Origin of the sequence: Chenggangzhangella methanolivorans (genome assembly GCF_042648545.1) — a bacterium.
Classification (GTDB): Bacteria; Pseudomonadota; Alphaproteobacteria; order Rhizobiales; family Methylopilaceae; genus Methylopila; species Methylopila methanolivorans.
Window position 1 is genome coordinate 774,040 of sequence record NZ_JBHRXS010000006.1, and the last position, 17,176, is coordinate 791,215.

The 17,176-nt window shown below is 68.7% G+C and carries 15 protein-coding genes; 9 read left to right on the forward strand and 6 right to left on the reverse strand.

The genetic code is table 11. The annotated features are described in order from the left end of the window. Positions 1-149: 149 nt before the first annotated feature. Both oxc and ACFOWB_RS15180 read right to left on the reverse strand, forming a co-directional pair. A complete protein-coding gene (oxc, locus tag ACFOWB_RS15175) occupies positions 150-1,895 on the reverse strand; it encodes an oxalyl-CoA decarboxylase (protein ID WP_378148077.1) in 1,746 nt (581 codons plus the stop codon). Positions 1,896-1,943: 48 nt separating this feature from the next. Next, positions 1,944-2,630 carry a GntR family transcriptional regulator gene (locus ACFOWB_RS15180; RefSeq protein ID WP_378148079.1) on the reverse strand — a complete coding sequence of 229 codons (687 nt, stop codon included), beginning with the start codon at positions 2,628-2,630 and terminating at the stop codon, positions 1,944-1,946. 244 nt (positions 2,631-2,874) lie between these two features. Between ACFOWB_RS15180 and ACFOWB_RS15185 the strand changes: the two genes are divergently transcribed. The 9 genes from ACFOWB_RS15185 to ACFOWB_RS15225 all read left to right on the forward strand — a co-directional run bounded on the left by ACFOWB_RS15185 (position 2,875) and on the right by ACFOWB_RS15225 (position 13,160). Next, positions 2,875-4,386, forward strand: coding sequence for a tripartite tricarboxylate transporter permease (locus ACFOWB_RS15185; protein WP_378148081.1), 1,512 nt, complete (start codon positions 2,875-2,877; stop codon positions 4,384-4,386). A gap of 95 nt (positions 4,387-4,481) precedes the next feature. Further along, positions 4,482-5,501, forward strand: a complete 1,020-nt coding sequence (locus ACFOWB_RS15190) for a tripartite tricarboxylate transporter substrate binding protein (protein ID WP_261403035.1) — start codon at positions 4,482-4,484, stop codon at positions 5,499-5,501. 59 nt (positions 5,502-5,560) lie between these two features. Next, entirely contained in the window at positions 5,561-6,085 is a 525-nt protein-coding gene (locus ACFOWB_RS15195) for a tripartite tricarboxylate transporter TctB family protein (protein WP_261403036.1), read from the forward strand. Between the two features lie 358 nt (positions 6,086-6,443). After that, entirely contained in the window at positions 6,444-8,219 is a 1,776-nt protein-coding gene (locus ACFOWB_RS15200; protein ID WP_261403037.1) for an acetate--CoA ligase family protein, read from the forward strand. 404 nt (positions 8,220-8,623) lie between these two features. Continuing rightward, on the forward strand, positions 8,624-9,337 hold the full coding sequence (locus tag ACFOWB_RS15205) for a GntR family transcriptional regulator (RefSeq protein WP_261403038.1): 714 nt from the start codon (positions 8,624-8,626) through the stop codon (positions 9,335-9,337). Positions 9,338-9,469: 132 nt separating this feature from the next. Next, positions 9,470-10,642, forward strand: coding sequence for a succinate--CoA ligase subunit beta (locus tag ACFOWB_RS15210; protein WP_261403039.1), 1,173 nt, complete (start codon positions 9,470-9,472; stop codon positions 10,640-10,642). Then, complete coding sequence (gene sucD, locus ACFOWB_RS15215) at positions 10,642-11,523, forward strand: succinate--CoA ligase subunit alpha (protein ID WP_261403040.1); 882 nt, start codon at positions 10,642-10,644, stop codon at positions 11,521-11,523. Before ACFOWB_RS15210 ends, sucD begins: the two co-directional genes overlap by 1 nt. Before the next feature lie 78 nt (positions 11,524-11,601). After that, positions 11,602-12,618, forward strand: a complete 1,017-nt coding sequence (locus tag ACFOWB_RS15220; protein WP_261403041.1) for a 2-dehydropantoate 2-reductase — start codon at positions 11,602-11,604, stop codon at positions 12,616-12,618. 146 nt (positions 12,619-12,764) lie between these two features. Further along, entirely contained in the window at positions 12,765-13,160 is a 396-nt protein-coding gene (locus tag ACFOWB_RS15225) for a DoxX family protein (RefSeq protein WP_261403042.1), read from the forward strand. Between the two features lie 7 nt (positions 13,161-13,167). Here ACFOWB_RS15225 and ACFOWB_RS15230 read toward each other — a convergent pair whose 3' ends face one another. The 4 genes from ACFOWB_RS15230 to ACFOWB_RS15245 are packed head-to-tail and all read right to left on the reverse strand — an operon-like array spanning position 13,168 to position 17,172. After that, positions 13,168-14,442, reverse strand: a complete 1,275-nt coding sequence (locus tag ACFOWB_RS15230; RefSeq protein ID WP_261403043.1) for a hypothetical protein — start codon at positions 14,440-14,442, stop codon at positions 13,168-13,170. Continuing rightward, positions 14,436-15,266, reverse strand: a complete 831-nt coding sequence (locus tag ACFOWB_RS15235) for a tetratricopeptide repeat protein (protein ID WP_261403044.1) — start codon at positions 15,264-15,266, stop codon at positions 14,436-14,438. Before ACFOWB_RS15235 ends, ACFOWB_RS15230 begins: the two co-directional genes overlap by 7 nt. A gap of 2 nt (positions 15,267-15,268) precedes the next feature. Next, positions 15,269-16,204 carry a vWA domain-containing protein gene (locus ACFOWB_RS15240; RefSeq protein ID WP_261403045.1) on the reverse strand — a complete coding sequence of 312 codons (936 nt, stop codon included), beginning with the start codon at positions 16,202-16,204 and terminating at the stop codon, positions 15,269-15,271. Then, entirely contained in the window at positions 16,201-17,172 is a 972-nt protein-coding gene (locus tag ACFOWB_RS15245) for a VWA domain-containing protein (protein WP_261403046.1), read from the reverse strand. Before ACFOWB_RS15245 ends, ACFOWB_RS15240 begins: the two co-directional genes overlap by 4 nt. Positions 17,173-17,176 lie beyond the last annotated feature (4 nt).

Here is a 17,176-nt window from a genome sequence, read left to right on the forward strand (position 1 = left end):
GCGCGTCGTCCGCCGGCGCGCCTTGACGCTTAGATGACCGCGCGGAACGCGCGCCGTCAATTCGTCTCTGGCATACCCTATACCTGATCTTACGGCCGCCGGCGTTTTGCGCCGGCGGCCGCAGTGCAGACTTTAGGATAAGCTAGAGGTCAGGCTTTCTTCTTCTTGACGACGCTCTGCGGGTTGAGGCTGCCGATGTTGCCGCTCTCGCTGCCCGCCGCCGGATCGATCTCGGCGTTGATGAGCGTCGGCTTGCCGCTGTCCATCGCGGCGTCGACCGCGCGCTTCAGCTCGTCCGGGGTCGTGACGTTGACGCCCACGCCGCCGAAAGCCTCCATCATCTTGTCGTAGCGCGCGCCCGGCACGAACACGGTGGTGCCCGGGTCACGGCCCGTCGGGTCCGTGTCGGTGCCGCGATAGATGCCGTTGTTGTTGAAGATGACGATGCAGACCGGGAGATTGTACCGGCAGATCGTCTCGACCTCCATGCCGGAGAAGCCGAAGGCCGAGTCGCCCTCGACCGCGAGCACCGGCTTGCCGGTTTCGATCGCGGCCGCGACCGCGAAGCCCATGCCGATGCCCATGACGCCCCAGGTGCCGACGTCGAGGCGCTTGCGCGGCTTGTACATGTCGATCACGCCGCGGGCGAGGTCGAGCGTGTTGGCGCCCTCATTCACGAGGATCGCGTCCGGACGCTCCTTGATGACCTGCTTCAGCGCGCCGAGCGCGCCGTGGAAGTCCATCGGGGCGGCGTTCTTGCCGAGCTTGGCCGCCATCTTGGAGATGTTGGCTTCCTTCTTGGCGTTGATCGTCGAGGTCCACTCGGACGGCACGCCCGGCCAGCTCTTGTCGATGCCGGCCAGCAGCGCCTTCACCACCGAGCCGATGTCGCCGACGAGCGGAGCCGCGATCTCGACGTTCGAATCCATCTCGCGCGGCTCGATGTCGACCTGGATGAACTTCTTCGAGCCCGGCTCGCCCCACTGCTTGCCCTTGCCGTGGCTGAGCAGCCAGTTGAGGCGCGCGCCGACGAGCAGCACGACGTCGCTGTCCTTCAGCACGGTCGAGCGCGCGGCGCCGGCCGAAAGCTCATGGTTGTCGGGCAGCAGGCCCTTGGCCATGCTCATCGGGATGTAGGGGATGCCGGACTTCTCGACGAGCTCGCGGATCTCGTCGTCGGCCTGCGCGTAGGCCGCGCCCTTGCCGAGGATGATCAGCGGCTTCTTGGCGCCCTTCAGCAGGTCGAGCGCGCGCTTGACCGCGTGAGGGGCCGGGATCTGCTCGGGCGCGGCGTCGATCACCTTGACGAGCGAGGCCTCGCCCTTCGCGGCGTCGACCACCTGACCGAAGAGCTTGGCGGGCAGGTCGAGATAGACGCCGCCCGGACGGCCCGAGACCGCGGCGCGGATGGCGCGCGCGACGGCGATCCCGATGTCCTCGGCGTGGAGCACGCGGAACGCCGCCTTGCAGAGCGGCTTGGCGATCGCGAGCTGGTCCATCTCCTCGTAGTCGCCCTGCTGGAGGTCGACGATCTCGCGCTCCGAGGAGCCCGAGATCAGGATCATGGGAAAGCAGTTGGTGGTGGCGTTGGCGAGGGCGGTCAGGCCGTTCAGGAAGCCCGGGGCCGAAACCGTGAGGCAGATGCCCGGCTTCTTGGTGAGGAAGCCCGCGATCGCGGCGGCGTTGCCGGCGTTCTGCTCGTGGCGGAACGAGATGACGCGCAGGCCCTCTTCCTGGCACATGCGGCCGAGGTCGGTGATCGGAATGCCCGGGACGCCATAGATCGTCTCGATGCCGTTCAGCTTCAGGGCGTCGATGACGAGATGGAAGCCGTCGGTGAGCTCCTGCTCGGTCTGCGGCTCTTCAACGGTCTTCAGTACGGCCACGCTGCTCATTGGTGTTTCCTCCAGCCCTTCGTTTCTTTGGGTTCGCCGCGCGCCGGTTCAGTCCAGCGTCACGAAACGGTCGACATGCTCGCGAAGCTTGAGCGTGTGCTCGCGAACGAGACGTTCGGCGCGTTCGCCGTTTCTCGCCTCGATCGCCTCGACGATGTCCTTGTGGTCGACGACGGACCGCTTGGCCCGGTCGCGCTCGTAGATCGTCCGGCGCCTGATCGCGCGAACGTGCACGAAGAGGCCGTTGGCCATCTCCTCGATCATCTTGCAGCGCGATAGCGAAATGATGGCCTGATGGAACCGGATGTTGACGTCCGAATACTCGAACATGTGGCTGCCGACGTCCGCGCCGTTGAAGCCGTCGACCAGCGCATGGAGGCTCACGATCTCCTCGTCGGTCGCGACTTCGGCGGCCAGTCGCGCCGCCATGCTCTCGAGCGCGGCCCAGACCGTGATCATCTCGAGCATTTCAACTTTGGTCTTGCGCGCGATGTAGATCCCGCGGCGAGGGACGATGCGCACGAGGCCCTCCAGCTCAAGCTGCGCAAGAGCTTCTCGGAGCGGCGTGCGGCTCACGCCGAAGCGGAGCGACAGAGCACGCTCGTCGAGCCGCAGCTGTGCGTCTTCTTGATAGATATCCATCCCCGCGATCGCGCTCTTTAAGGCGTCGTAGGCGCGCCACTTGAGGCTCGGCGAATCGTCGATCGGCTGGATGTCCAGGTCGGCGTTGGCCATGGAAAGAGGCGCCTCGTCCCGCGTCGGGCCGGTCTCTGCGGGCCCGTGGTTCTTGGCATACCATATACCGAGCCGATTTCGGCTTGCAACTATCGTTTTACACGTGGCTCGGCTGCTGCAATGCAACGTAAAAAGGCATATTGCATACCAGTTCAGCCACAGATAGCGTCTTTGTCAGAGCACGTCGGGATCGGGCGAGAAACGCCCGGCCAGTAAAGACGGCCATCGGGGTGGAGGAACGCGCATGGAGGAGCTTGGCTCCCTGCTGGGCGGATTCGCGGTCGCGATTTCGCCTTACAACATCATGCTCATGGTGCTCGGCATCGTTCTGGGCGTGGTGATCGGGGTGCTGCCGGGGCTCGGGGGAGCCAACGGCGTCGCCATTCTTCTTCCGCTCACCTTCTCGATGGATCCGACCTCGGCCATCATCATGCTCACCTCCATCTACTGGGGGGCGTTGTTCGGCGGGGCGATCACCTCGATCCTCTTCAACATTCCAGGCGAGCCATGGTCGGTCGCCACCACCTTCGACGGCCATCCGATGGCCCAGAGGGGCAAGGCCGACGAGGCGCTGGTGGGGGCCTTCACCTCGTCCTTCGTCGGCGCGATCTTCGCCGTCATCCTCATCACTTTCCTCGCGCCTGTCATCGCCAAGTTCGCGCTGCGCTTCGGCCCGGCTGAGTTCTTCGCGGTCCAGTTCCTGACCTTCGCGAGCTTCCTCGGCATGGGCCGCGGCTCCGCGTTCAAGACGCTCGCCTCGATGTGCCTCGGCTTCGCGCTCGCCTCCGTCGGCCTCGACGGGGTGACGGGCACGCTGCGCCTCACCTTCGGCTATGACGAGCTGCTGAACGGCTTCAAGTTCCTGGTCGCGGTCATCGGTCTCTTCGGCATCGGCGAGATCCTGTCGTCGATGGAGGAGGGCCTGAGCTTCCGCGGCGCCGCCGCCAAGCTGAAGATGGACGCGGTCATCCGCACCTGGCGCCAGCTGCCCAAGATGGGGTTCACCTTCCTGCGCAGCTGCATCGTCGGCGCCTGGATGGGCATCACGCCCGGCGGCGCGACGCCCGCCTCCTTCATGGGCTACGGCCTCGCCAAGCGTTTCTCCAAGAACGGCCGCAACTTCGGCAAGGGCGAGCTCGAGGGCGTCGTGGCGCCTGAGACCGCGGCCCACGCCGCCGGCACGGCCGCGATGCTGCCGATGTTGACGCTGGGCATCCCCGGTTCGCCGACCGCGGCCGTGCTGCTCGGCGGCCTGCTGATCTGGGGCCTTCAGCCCGGCCCGCTGCTCTTCGTCGAGCAGAAGGAGTTCGTCTGGGGCCTCATCGCCTCGATGTATATGGGCAACCTCGTCGGCCTCGTGATCGTGCTGACCTGCGTGCCGCTCTTCGCCGCGATCCTGCGGGTGCCGTTCTCGATCGTGGCGCCCGCCATCGTGGTGGTCTGCGCCATCGGCGCCTACACGGTGAACAACTCCATGTTCGACGTGTGGATGATGCTGGTCTTCGGCGTCATGGGCTACTTCTTCACCAAGCTCGGCTACCCGCTGCCGCCGCTGGTCCTTGCGCTCGTGCTCGGCGACCAGGCCGAGAGTTCGTTCCGCCAGGCCATGCTGTCGAGCCAGGGCGACGTCACCATCTTCTGGCACAACTGGCTGAGCGGCTCGATCATGACGCTCGGCGTGATCCTCGCGCTTTGGCCATTGGTATCAATGCTGTTCAACAAGAAAGGTGATGACGCGGCGCGCGCCGCCGCGTGAGGATGCATGACCTTGGGATTTGGCGCGCCAAACCCCCGAGACACGAGTTCAAAGGCGAAAGCCGCGAAACAAGCGGCGACCTGGGAGGACTGCGCATGCTCACCAACACACTCAAGAAGACCGCGCTCGCGCTTGCGGCCGGCGTCGCGGTCCTCGCCGCGCCGGTCGCCGCCATGGCCGCGTGGGAACCGACGAAGCCCGTCACCTTCATCATCCCGGCCGGCACGGGCGGCGGCGCGGACCAGATGGCCCGCTTCATCCAGGGCGTGATCCAGAAGAACAATCTGATGGAGAAGCCCGTCGTCGTGCTCAACAAAGGCGGCGGCGCGGGGGCCGAAGGCTTCCTGGAAATGAAGTCCTCGGCGCGCGATCCGCACAAGATCATCATCACGCTGTCGAACCTGTTCACGACCCCGCTCGGGACCGGCACGCCGTTCTCCTACAAGGACATGAGGCCGGTCGCGATGCTCGCGCTCGACCAGTTCATCCTGTGGACCAACGTCGAGAAGAACTACGCCGACGCCAAGGCCTACATCGACGCGGTGAAGGCCGCGCCCGACCGCCAGTTCAAGATGGGCGGCACCGGATCCAAGCAGGAAGACCAGATCATCACCGCGGCGATCGAGAAGCAGCTCGGCGACAAGCACTTCACCTATCTGCCCTTCGACGGCGGCGGCAAAGTCGCGGTGCAGCTCGTCGGCGGCCATGTGGACAGCTCGGTCAACAACCCGATCGAGGCGGTGGCCCAGTGGCGCGGCAAGCAGCTGAAGCCGCTCTGCATCTTCGACGCCAAGCGCTCGACCTACACCGACAAGGTGACGGACGACATGGCCTGGAGCGACATCCCGACCTGCCACGAGGCTGGTCTCGACGTCGAGTACCAGATGCTGCGCGGCATCTTCACCACCTCCGGCGCGACCGACGAGCAGGTCGCCTTCTACGTGGATCTCTTCAAGAAGGTCATGGCGACCGAGGACTGGAAGGAGTTCATGAAGAAGGGCGCGTTCAACCAGACCTTCATGACCGGGCCCGAGTTCGACAAGTGGCTCGCCGCGACCGAGGCCAAGCACAAGGAACTGATGCAGGGCGCGGGTTTCCTCGCGGCCTCGCAGTAACCAGCAACGGGCCCGCAGAGGCCTGACGAAGAACGACCGGAGGCGACGAGGTTTCACCGATGAGCGACATCACCGAACCCCGCAAGGACGACGACGAGCCTGCTCTCGTCAGTCACAGGACGGCCGACATCGTCGTCGCCTGCCTGTTCCTTGTCGCCTCCGCCATCGTCATCAAGGACGCGACCCGGCTCGGCTTCAGTTGGCGGCCGAACGAGGGGCCGGCCCCTGGCTACTTCCCGTTCTACATCGCCGTCGTGATGGCGATCTCGAGCGCCATCAACCTCGCCCGGGCCGTCATCTCGAAGGCTGAAGCCGACGAGACGCTCACCACGAAGACCGGCGTGCTGCGCATGTCGGCGATCTTTGTGCCGGCGCTGATCTACGTCTTCGCCACGAGCTACATCGGCATCTATGTGGCCTCGGCCATCTATATCGCCGCCTTCATGTACTTCTTCGGCAAGTTCCCGATTTGGAAGTCGCTTGCGGTCGCGCTCGGAATTTCGGGCGTCAGCTTCGTGATGTTCGAGATCTGGTTCCTCGTGCCGCTGCCCAAGGGCCCGATCGAGGCCGCCTTCGGCTTCTGAGCCCTGCGCTTAAAAGCAGCGCTTCGCCAGGGTTGGCGAGGCGCTGTTTTCTTGTCTGACGCCGCCTGGAGGCGCGTCGACGCGAGCGCCCCGTGGAACGATCGCGCCTTGCTCGAAGATCTCCCCAAGTAGACGGCATGGCGGCGCTCGATCACGCGCCAGCGTTTTGCTGCGTTGCGGCGTAACCGAGAGTTGATCGAAAGTTTTCGAACCGTTTCGTCACGGCGGCGCTTGACAAGGCGAGGGTCTGGCATGCCAAATGCCAGTCGTCAGCCGCCGTTCATGCGGCCTGAGGATCTGGCCGCAGCAGCCGGCACAACGGTCCGATCGAGGCCTTTTCAGGAGACCCGGGGACGCCGTGACGCCGATCGCATCGAAAAGCGCCCGGGCCGCCTCACTGGACGTCGCCGAAAGCGTGCGCGCGGTTCTCGACGGCGTGCGCGCCGCGGGCCGCACGGCTCTGACGGCGCCGGAAGCCAAGGTTCTCTGCGACGCCTACGGCATCCCCTTGCCGAAGGAGGGGCTTGCGACGTCGGCCGACCAGGCCGCGCGGCTCGCCAACTCGATCGGCTATCCGGTCGCGATGAAGATCGTCTCGGCCGAAATCCTGCGCAAGTCGGATGCGGGCTGCGTGGTCCTGGGCGTGAAGTCGGACAGCGAGGCGCGCGCGGCTTTCGAGCGGATCGTCGGCAACGCTTATCGCCATGCCGGCGAGGCGATCATAGCCGGCGTCCAGATCCAGCAGATGCTGCCCTCGGGCGCGGTCGACGCGCGGATCAGCGCTGAGTCCGACCCGTCTTTCGGCAAGCTGGTCGCCTTCGGTCTCGGCGGCGCGTTGGGCGACGTTCTGGGCGACCGGACCTTTCACCTTGCGCCGGTGAGCCACGAGCAGGCGCTCGGCATGGTCTCGTCGATCCGGGCGCAGGAGCTGCTCGACGGCCTCCGCGGCTCTCCGCCCGTGAACCGGGAGGAACTCGCCGACCTGCTCGTCAACGTGTCGGCCCTCATCGGCGACTGTCCGGACATCCTGAGGATCGATCTCGACCCGGTGTTCGCAGCCGAGCATTTCGCGACCGCGGTCGACGCGCGCATCGTCTGCGATTTCCGGCCTCGCGGGGAGCGGGGCCGGCGCGACGTCGCAGCGACGAACTCTTCCGTCGATCTGCGCGTCAGCGCCGGCGCGGCGAAGCTCCCGGCGGGCGCTTCCGGCGGACGCGGAGCGGCGTTCTCCTCCCGGTCCGGCGCTGTGGCGACGTCGATCATCGGCTTCGCCCGCTCGACCGGCATGGCCGTCTCGGCGGTCGTCGGTCTGGACGATGCGTCCGAGATCGACGAGGCCGATCTCCTCGCTTTCTTTGGACAAGAGCCGGCCGCCTCGGTCATCGCGATCCAGTGCGAGGAGCTCTTGAACGGAAGGGCTTTCGTCGAGGTCGCGAGCCGGGTCTCCAAGACAAAGCCCGTTCTCGTGTTGAAGGCGGGACGCAGGGCCTCGGACGCTGTCGCGGACCGGGCCGAAACCGACGCGCGGGACAAGATCTACGACGACCTCTTGAGAGCGGCGGGCGTCATCCGCTCTCGCTCGCTCCGCTCGATGCTCGACTGCGCGCGCGGCCTGCCGGCTCTGCCGACGCCGAAGGGCGAGAACGTTCTCGTCATCAGCGCATCAAGCGGCCTGGGAGCGCTGCTGTCGGACGCCTGCCTCGACAGCGGGCTGACGTTGATGGAGGCGCCCAAAGGTCTCGGCGCGGAGCTCGAAGGCCTGGCTTTGCGGGAAGACGCCGGAGAGAGCCCGGTCGAGGTCGCGGAACCCTCGCCGTCGGAGAGCTATCGCGAGGCCGTCCAGTCCGCGCTCGCGGACGAGGCCGTGCATGCGCTGGTCCTTGGCTGGGGTCAGACGGCGGCGTCGCCGCTCGCCTTCGCCGACCAGTTGATCGAGCTCGTCGCCGGAATGCGGGCGAAGGGCGTCGACAAGCCGATCGTCGCCTGGCTGGCGGGCGAGGCGGAGGTCGAGGCGGCCTGCGAGAAACTCTACGGCCACGGCGTCGTGGCCCGCCCCTGCACGGCCGAGACCCCGGTCGAGGTGCTGGGCGCGAAGTATCAGTGGGCGCGGGGAGCGGGTCTCGTCATGGCCTGAGCCTTTCCGCGTCGTCGGCGGACTTCCCTCATCCGTCCTGGTCCGTCCGCGCGCATGGGGCGCGGACGGACGCCTCACAGGCGGCCGTTCCATCTCCCTGGACGGCCGGCGGCGAGCCCAAAGCGGCTCCGTCGCGCGGATGAGGGCTTTTTGTTTTGCTCCGCCGAGCTGTTCGGGCGGGGCGGGGGCGCGTCCTTCTGGCAATGGACACCTGAAGAGCGCCCGTCATATAACTCATAAAACCTGAAAAGGGCGGCTCCAAGGGTCGCCCTTTTTGCTATGGCGAAGCGCAAGATTCGCCACTTAGACTTGTGGTCGGGCCCGTCGCGCGCGGTCCCGATGCGTCAAGCCGAGCGGGCGGCCGACGCTGAGACTTTGGGAGCGCGTGTTCCGTGAGATCGACGATGACGACGCCGATGGCCGAAGACACGAGCGGGGCCTTCGTCCTCGAGAAGTTCGCGCCCGAACAGACCTACAAGACCAAGGTCTACGCCGCGCTGAAGCAGGCCATCGTCAACATGGACATCTACTCCTCGTCGGAAGCCACCTGGCTCGACGAGCGGCAGCTGTCGGAGAAGCTCGGCGTGAGCCGCACGCCGGTGCGCGAGGCGGTGGCGATGCTCGAACAAGAGGGCTTCGTGAAGTCGGTGCCCCGCCGCGGCATCATGGTGCTGCGGAAGACCCGCGTCGAAGTCATCGAGATGGTCCAGGCCTGGGCGGCGCTCGAGAGCATGGCGGCGCGGCTCGCCGTCGCCAACGCCAGCGACGCCGGCATCGCCAAGCTCCGTCGCCTGTTCGAGAGCTTCGACGAGGGCCACAAGCCGGCCGACTACCTGAACGAGTATTCGGCGGCCAACATCGAGTTTCACCAGACGCTGGTGCAGCTGTCGGGCTCGTCGGCGCTGATCGACATCACCTCGAACATCTTCATGCATGTCCGCGGCATCCGGCAGATCACCATCGGCCGCGACGACCGCGCCACCAAGTCGATGTCCGACCACCTCGCCATCATCGAGGCGCTGGAGCGCCGCGACGTCGACGCGGCGGAGCGGCTGTCGCGCGAGCACACGCTCGGCCTGGCCGCCTATGTCGAGGAGCACGGCGACATCTTCGACTGAATGGCGGTAACGTCAGTCAAAATCGCGTCCCCGCGACTTTCGGTTCAGTTGCGCTGAACGCGAACTGGTATTTAATATGCCAGACAACGAGGCGCGGTCAGCGCGTCCGTCCAAGGGAAGGAGGCGCGTACGATGCGGCTTCATGAGTTTCAGGCCAAGCGCCTGCTGGCCGACTACGGCCTGCCGGCGCCGCGCGGCTTCGTGGCGCTGACGCCCGACGAGGCGGAGGCCGTCGCGCGCGACCTCGGCGCGGCCAAGATCGCGGTCAAGGCGCAGATCCGCGCCGGCGAGCGGCTTGCGGCCGGCGGCGTCAAGATCGTCCACGGCCCCGCGATGGCGGGCAAGGCGGCCGCCGACATGATCGGCCAGCGCCTCGTCACGGCCCAGACCGATGAAGGCGGCGAGACCGTGCGCCGCGTCTATGTCGAGGAGGCGGTGACGAGCGACCGCGCCATTCATCTGGCGCTGCTCGTCGATCCTTCGGTCGGCGGCCTTGTGGCGATCGGCGCGGAGGACGGCGGCGAGGGCGTCGAGGAACGCGCGCGCCGCGGCGTGCTCAAGCAGGAAAGCGTCGCGCTGCCGCTGACGGGCGGGATCGATCGCGAGGCGGTCGGGGCTTTCCTCGGCAGGATCGGCCTCAAGGGCGCCGAGATCGAACCCGGCTGCGACCTCGTCGAGGGACTGCGCCGCGCCTTCGTGGAGCTCGACGCCGCGCTCATCGAGATCAACCCGCTCGCGGTCACCTCCGCGGGAGAGCTCAAGGCGCTCGACGTCAAGATGACGCTCGACGACAACGCGCTGTTCCGTCATCCCGACCTCGCCTCCCTGCGGGACGACGACGAGGCGGCGCGCACCAAGCTGTCGGCGCATCGCGACCAGCTGAACTTCGTCCAGCTCGAAGGCGACATCGGCCTCGTGTCGAACGGCGCGGGGCTTGGCCTCGCCACCCTCGACATGGTGATGGCGGCGGGCGGCAAGCCCGCCAACTTCATGGACGTGCGCACCACCGCGCGCAGCCTCGACATCGCTCACGGCTTCGCGCTGCTGCTCGACAATCCGAAGATCCGCACGCTGCTGATCAACGTTCATGGCGGCGGCATGCAGTCCTGCGACACGATCGCCGAAGGCCTCGGGGTGGCGCTCCGCCGCTCGGGCCGGAAGCTTCCGATCGTGATCCGGCTCGCGGGCCAGAACGCGGAGTTCGCGCGCTCGCGGCTCGCGAATTTCGGCTGCGCGGTGATCGAGGCGAACGACATGGGCGAGGCTGCGACCCGGGCGGTCGCGGTCGCGGCTGGGAGGGCTTGATGGCGATCCTGCTCGACAAGGACACCACGATCGTGGCGCAGGGCGTGACCGGCTGGGCCGGCACCCATCACGTCGCGTCGATGATGGAGTACGGCTCGCGGGTCGTCGGCGGCGTGCGGCCGGGCAAGGGCGGGCGCTCCCACCTCAACTTGCCGATCTTCGACACGGTCGCTCAGGCGCGCGAGGCCACCAAGGCCAACGCCTCGATCGTGTTCGTGCCGCCCGCGACCGCGGCGGCTGCGATGATCGAGGCCATCGAGGCCGAGACGCCGCTGGTCGTGGCCGTCACCGAACGCGTGCCCGTGCTCGACATGATCCGGGTGAAGGACGCGCTGAAGGGCTCGCGCACCCGCCTCGTCGGCGCCAACAGCCAGGGCGTGCTCGCGCCCGGCGTCTGCAAGCTCGGCGTCATGGCGACGGGGTCCGAGCGGCCGGGCGGCGTCGGCGTCGTGTCGCGTTCGGCCTCGCTCACGAGCGAGGTGGTGGCGCAGGTCACCGCCGCGGGGCTCGGCCAGTCCACGACGGTCGGCGTCGGCGGCGACGCGGTCCATGGCATGTCGATGCGCGACTGCGTCGAGCTGTTCCTTGCCGACCCCGACACCGACGGGCTCGTGCTCATCGGCGAGATCGGCGGCCACGAGGAGCAGGAGGTCGCCGACTACCTGACCGAGGTGAAGCCCAACAAGCCGGTCGTCGCGCTCGTGGTCGGTTCCCACGCCCCGCGCGAGCGCCGCATGGGGCACGCCGGCGCGCTCGCCTTCGGGGCGCAGGACGACGCCACCGCCAAGATCAAGGCGCTCGAGCGCGCCGGGGTCAGGGTGGCGCCGAGCGCGCATCTCGTCGGCCGCACGATCGCCGAGGCGCTCGCCCAGGCTCGATAACGCCGCACCGCCTTCAGCATTCATCACCTTCTTCACGCGCCGGCGGACCGGGTCCGGGCGCCAACGGGGACGCTTGCGATGAAGATCTGCATCTACGGCGCCGGCGCGATCGGCGGCTACATGGCCGTCCAGATGAAGCGCGCCGGGATCGACGTCTCGCTCGTCGCGCGTGGCCCCCATCTCGCGGCGATCCGCGAGAACGGGCTGAAGCTCCTCATCGACGGCGAGGAGAGGGTGGCCAAGATGCCGGCGACGAAAGTTGCGGCGGAGCTCGGGCCGCAGGATTTCGTGATCGTCGGGCTGAAGTCCCATCAGGCCTGGGAATCCGCCGAGGACATGGCCCCGCTGTTCCATGACGAGACCGCGGTCGTCACTGCGCAGAACGGCGTTCCGTGGTGGTACTTCTACGGGCTCGAGGGTCCCTACAAAGATCTTCGCCTGTCGAGCGTGGACCCAGGCGATCGCCAGTGGAACGCGATCGGACCGCAGCGTGTCATCGGCGCGACCGTCTACCCGGCGACCGAGATCGTCGAGCCGGGCGTCGTCAAGCACATCTACGGCGACGCCTTCGGCCTCGGCGAGCCCGACCGCACCAAGTCCGACCGCCTCAAGGCCTTCGGCGACGCGCTCGACGCGAGCGGCCTCAAGGCGCGCTACTACGACGACATTCGCGACGACATCTGGCTGAAGCTCTGGGGCAACCTCTGCTTCAACCCGATCTCGGCGCTGACGCGCGCCACGCTCGACGTCGTCGCCACTGATCCCGGCACGCGGGCGCTCGCCAAGAACATGATGCTGGAGGCGCAAGGGATCGGCGAGGCGCTCGGCGCCCGGTTCAGGGTGAATGTCGAGCGGCGCATCGACGGCGCTGCCAAGGTCGGCGCGCACCGGACCTCGATGCTGCAGGATCTCGAGGCCGGCAAGCCGCTCGAGCTCGACGCCCTTCTTTCGGCCGTGCAGGAGATGGGCCGGCTGATCGGGCGGCCGACCCCCTATATCGACGCCGTTCTCGCGCTCGCCAAGCAGATGGGCCGGTCGTTCGACGTCTATCCGACGTTTCCCGAAGCGGCGCCTCAGGCGGTGGCGGCGGAATAGGCGACGCTGTCAGCGCCGTCTGCTTGCGCTCGCGCATTTTCGAACGGCGCTACTCATCACACGTTTCGGCGATCCGCGCTCGCTTCCGCCGCGCAGGTCGCTAGAACCTCTCGGAAGACGCGTATCGATTCCGAGAGGCCTTCCCCATGAATGACGCTGCGCTTTCCGCCTGGACGCCCCGCGTGTTGAGCATCCTGCGCATCATGGCGGCGCTGCTGTTCATGCAGCACGGCACGCAGAAGCTCCTGGACTTCCCGATCCCGGGACCGGACCCGCTGCCGCCCCTCATTCTCGTCGCGGGGATCATCGAGCTGTTCGGCAGCGCCGTGCTCGCCATCGGGCTGTTCAGCCGCTGGACCGCTTTCCTGCTGTCGGGAATGGCGGCCGCCGCCTATTTCGTCGGCCACGCGCACAACGGCTTCTTCCCCATCGTCAACAAGGGCGAGCTCGCGGCGCTCTACAGCTTCACGTTCCTCTACCTGTTCTTCGCAGGCCCCGGCCCCTGGAGCGTCGACGCCATGCGGGCGAAGTCGCGCGTCTGAAGCGGCGTCACGCCGGACCGTCGAGCGGCTTAAGGCCTGAGCGCGCCGTGCGGCCAGCCGCGACGGCGGCCGCGCGGGCGCTCGCGATCCGGCGGCCCAGGCGCCCGAGCGCGGGCGGCGGCGCGGCCGCGGCGTCGAACAGGTGCCGGTCGAGTTCTGCGAGGCCTGCGCGGGCCTCCGGATCTCGCGCCCAGAGGCGCGACGCTTCCGGCTCGGCGCGCGCCAGCCGCGTGACCGCCGCCCGGAAGGCGACCGGGTCGCGTCGCCATGCGGCGATCCGCATGGCGTAGAGCGCGCGCGGCGGAAGCCGGGGCGCGCCGGCTCCGCGCCTGCCGATCGTCAGGAGCGCAAGCCCTGTAAGAAAGGCGAGCGCGCCGGCGCCCGCCGTCGCCCATGGCCCCGGGGCGGCCTCGGCCGGCGCTGCGCTTGCGTCAGCTGGCGCTCCCGAGACCGCCCACGCCATCCGCTGAGCCGGGATGACGGCCTTGCGCATCGTCCGCGATCGCGTGTCGAACCACGGGATGTCGATCGGCTCCACGATCGCCGGATAGGCGGTGGTCGGCCGCATGTCCCAGCGATAGACCGCGCGCGCCACCGGTCCGTTCTCGGTGACGCGCGTCTCGCGGTCGATCGGGCCGCGGAACGAGATGACGCCGGGCGAGCGCATGACGGGCGAGGGCGGGAGCTGCTCGGCCATGACGCCGTCTGCCTCGATGGTGACGGTGCGCCGAAGCGTCTCGCCGCGCGGAACGCGGTTGGGATCGCCCGACCATTGGTCGGTGACGCGCACCCCGGCGGAGGGCAGCCACCACTGTTTCGGGTCGCGGGGGCCGCCGGGGCCCGTCCATTCCGCGACTTTCAGTTTGATGGGCGCCGATTTCACCTCGAGCGTCCGTTGGCCAGCCCCGTCCACGACGCTGAGCTTGTGGGTGAAGCTGCCGATTTCGAGCTCGCCGGATTTTTCCGGGAAGATCGCGATGACGCGTTCGAACGTCTTGGCCGGAAAGCCATCGAACTCGGCGTCATAGGCGACGTCGCGCGTCAGGTTGGTCCAGCCGAAATTGGTGAGCGGCGGCTGGATCATGTGCGCGATGTTGATCAGCGGCCGATACGTGCCGCGGATCCGCAGCATGACGAGCTCGTTCGGATAGGGGTCGACGCCGTGGCTCTCGGGCGTCACCTCGATCCTCACGTCGTCGAAAATCGAGCGCTCCTGCGCCGCGGCCCCGAGGGGCAGGACCGTCGCGCAAACCAGGAGAAGGCGAGCCGTCGTCCTCACCATGGGTCTGTCTCCGCGGGCGCCGCCAGGCCCCGCTCCGCGCGTCCGGCGCGCTCCGCCGCGAGCTTGAGGCTGATGAAGCGGCCCGGATCGTCGGCGATCGTCTCCAGCCATTGCGGCGAAGGCTGGACGACCTGCTGGCTCATGCTCAGCTTCGGCAGTTTCTGTAACTCCTCGAACGGTTTGGCCACCTTCGCGCCTTCGCCGCCCGTGCGCCCGCCGCCTTCTGACGCGCTGATCGAGCCGCGCGCCTCGCCGCCGCGTTCGTCGATGCGGGTCTGCCGGGCGGCGCCGACGCGGGACACCTGGGCGCGGCCGGGGCTTTGCGCCTCGCGTCCGGAGTCGCGGTCGCCGGCCGCGCCTTCGCCGGTCGAGTTCACGTCGTTCTCCGCGTCGGTCGGAGCTTCGCCGCCGCGCTTCTGGCGCGCGGCGTTGGCGTTGGCGGCGCCGGCGGCGTCCGGGGCGGCGCGCTCGGTCTTCGCCCGCAAGGCTTCGACGAGCGCGAGATTGTATCGGGCGTCCTCGTCGTTGGGGTCTTGCTCAAGCGCGGCTTCGAGCGCGAAGACGGCCTCGCGCAGCCTTCCGGCTTTGGCAAGCGCGGTGCCGCGGTCGTAGTCGGCGGCGGGCGCCGTCGCGAATGCCTCGGCCGCCTCGGCGAACCGGCCGCGCGCATAAAGCGTCGCGCCTTGCCAGGCAGGACCGTCGAGCAGCAGGCTCGCGAGCCACGGCGCCCCCGAATGATAAAGCGCGCGCCCGACCTGATCGGCCGGCGCCGCCGCCGCGACCGACGCCGCCGCGAGGCCAAGGACCAGGGCGCCGCGGACCATTCTCAGCCGCCCCGCCGGAACAGCAGGAGCGCCGGAACCGCCGCGAGCGCGAGCAGCCAGCGGCCGTAGTCGTACCAGACGAGAGAGGCGTAAGCGCCCGCGCCGAGCCGGTCGGCGGGGCGGCTCGCGAGTTTCTCGTCGACAGGCAGGTGGTCCTCGACCGTCCCGGACGCGCCGCCGCCGAGACTCGCCAGGGACTCGAGTTCCGGACGCCCGGTCGCCTTCGGGCCGGGCGGCCCGTCGGTCGCGGTCTTCGGCTCGACGAACAGCGTGTGGAGCGCGTTGCCGTCGGCCGCCAGCCCCCGCGCCTCGCCGCGCGCGCCGTCGTCGATTCCGCCGCCGTCGGTGATCAGCACCACGTCGCCGCCGACCGCGCCGGCGTCCTTCAGCGTGCGCCGCGCAAGGCCGAGCGCGCGCGCCGGGGCGCTGCCGAAGTCCGGCACCGTCTGGCCGTCGAGCGCGAACAGGGTGGTCTCGAGCCCCTTTCGGTCGGTGGTCGGCGGCGCGACCAGATAGGCGTCGCCCGCAAAGGCGATCACCGCGACCTGGCGCGCGCCCGCCGCCTCCGCCGCCGCGAGCGCCGCCACCTTGGCGTCGCGGAACTGGGGGCTCTCGGCGACCGAACGCGACAGGTCCAGGACGACGATGACCGTGTCGAGATTGCGGAAGGTCGCGGCGTCTCCGCGCTCGGCCGCCGGCCCGACAAGGGCGATCGCGATCAGCGCGACGGTCGCGGCGGCGGCGAGCGCGCCGCGCCCCTTGCCCGCCACCACGCCGCCGCGCCGGGCGATGGCGTCGAGCAGATGCGGATCGACCGCGAGCCGCCAGTCGCCGACGCCGCCCGAGCGCCGGACCGCCGCCGTCACTACGAGCGCCGCGACCGCGAGGCCGAGCAGCCACCATGGCCGCAGAAGCGCGAGGCCGAAGATGTCGATCATCCGCCTCGCGTCCTCACGAGCGCGGTCGCCGCGGCGGCGAAGAAGGCGAGCGCGGCGGGCCATGGCCACAGCTCCCGCCAGATCGGCGCGGGCGGCGCGAGGCTTCGCGTCGGCTCGATCTGGTTCACGGCCGCCATCGCCGCCTGAAGATCCTCCGTGGTCTTCACCCGGTAGGTCTGGCCGCCGGTGATCTCGGCCATCTCTCTCAGCGTCTTGACGTCGACGACGTCGGGATTGCCGTCGCCCTCGGGAATGTCGCGCGGTCCCATCGCGATGGTGTGAACGCGCACCCCCATCTCTTTGGCGAGGTTCGCCACGTCCTTCGGCGCCGAGACGCCGGCGTTGTTGACGCCGTCGGACAGCAGCAGGACGACGCGGGACTTGGCGTCGGTGGCCGAGAGCCTGCGGAGCGCGAGGCCGAGTCCGTCGCCGATCGCGGTCGAGCGTCCGACGAGGCCGACCGCGAAGCCGTCGAGCGCCTTGGCGACGGCTTCGACGTCGTAGCTCGGGGGCGAGACCACATAGGTCTGGTCGGCGTAGGCGATGAGGCCGACGCGGTCGCCGGCGCGCGCGCGGATGAAGGTGGCGGCGACGGACTTCATCGCGTCGAGACGGCGCGCGGTCTCCCCATTGAGGAAGAAGTCGGTCCGTTCCATCGAGCCCGAAAGGTCGAGCGTGACCATCAGGTCGCGTCCGGTGGTCGGAAGCGCCTGCGCCGGGAGCACGACGCGGGGGCCGGCGAGCGCGATCACCAGCGCGATCCAGGCGATCCAGGCGGCCACGCGCCGGCCGCCGGTCGCGACCGAGGAGGCGTCGGACGCGCCGTGGCTCGCTGCGATGGCGCCCGGCACGCGCAGCGCGCCGCCGACGCGCCCGTCGGCCGGCAGCAGCCGCGCCGCGAGGAAGGGCAGGGGAAGCAGCAGCAGGACGAAAGGCGCCGCAAGCTGCCAGGCGGAGAGCTGCCACATCGCC

Coding starts and splice junctions, on each gene's coding strand:
- oxc (WP_378148077.1), bottom strand. CDS start 1,895: ATGAGCAGCGTGGCCGTACTGAAGACCGTTGAAGAGCCGCAGACCGAG.
- ACFOWB_RS15180 (WP_378148079.1), bottom strand. CDS start 2,630: ATGGCCAACGCCGACCTGGACATCCAGCCGATCGACGATTCGCCGAGC.
- ACFOWB_RS15185 (WP_378148081.1), top strand. CDS start 2,875: ATGGAGGAGCTTGGCTCCCTGCTGGGCGGATTCGCGGTCGCGATTTCG.
- ACFOWB_RS15190 (WP_261403035.1), top strand. CDS start 4,482: ATGCTCACCAACACACTCAAGAAGACCGCGCTCGCGCTTGCGGCCGGC.
- ACFOWB_RS15195 (WP_261403036.1), top strand. CDS start 5,561: ATGAGCGACATCACCGAACCCCGCAAGGACGACGACGAGCCTGCTCTC.
- ACFOWB_RS15205 (WP_261403038.1), top strand. CDS start 8,624: ATGACGACGCCGATGGCCGAAGACACGAGCGGGGCCTTCGTCCTCGAG.
- ACFOWB_RS15210 (WP_261403039.1), top strand. CDS start 9,470: ATGCGGCTTCATGAGTTTCAGGCCAAGCGCCTGCTGGCCGACTACGGC.
- sucD (WP_261403040.1), top strand. CDS start 10,642: ATGGCGATCCTGCTCGACAAGGACACCACGATCGTGGCGCAGGGCGTG.
- ACFOWB_RS15220 (WP_261403041.1), top strand. CDS start 11,602: ATGAAGATCTGCATCTACGGCGCCGGCGCGATCGGCGGCTACATGGCC.
- ACFOWB_RS15225 (WP_261403042.1), top strand. CDS start 12,765: ATGAATGACGCTGCGCTTTCCGCCTGGACGCCCCGCGTGTTGAGCATC.
- ACFOWB_RS15230 (WP_261403043.1), bottom strand. CDS start 14,442: ATGGTGAGGACGACGGCTCGCCTTCTCCTGGTTTGCGCGACGGTCCTG.
- ACFOWB_RS15235 (WP_261403044.1), bottom strand. CDS start 15,266: ATGGTCCGCGGCGCCCTGGTCCTTGGCCTCGCGGCGGCGTCGGTCGCG.
- ACFOWB_RS15240 (WP_261403045.1), bottom strand. CDS start 16,204: ATGATCGACATCTTCGGCCTCGCGCTTCTGCGGCCATGGTGGCTGCTC.
- ACFOWB_RS15245 (WP_261403046.1), bottom strand. CDS start 17,172: ATGTGGCAGCTCTCCGCCTGGCAGCTTGCGGCGCCTTTCGTCCTGCTG.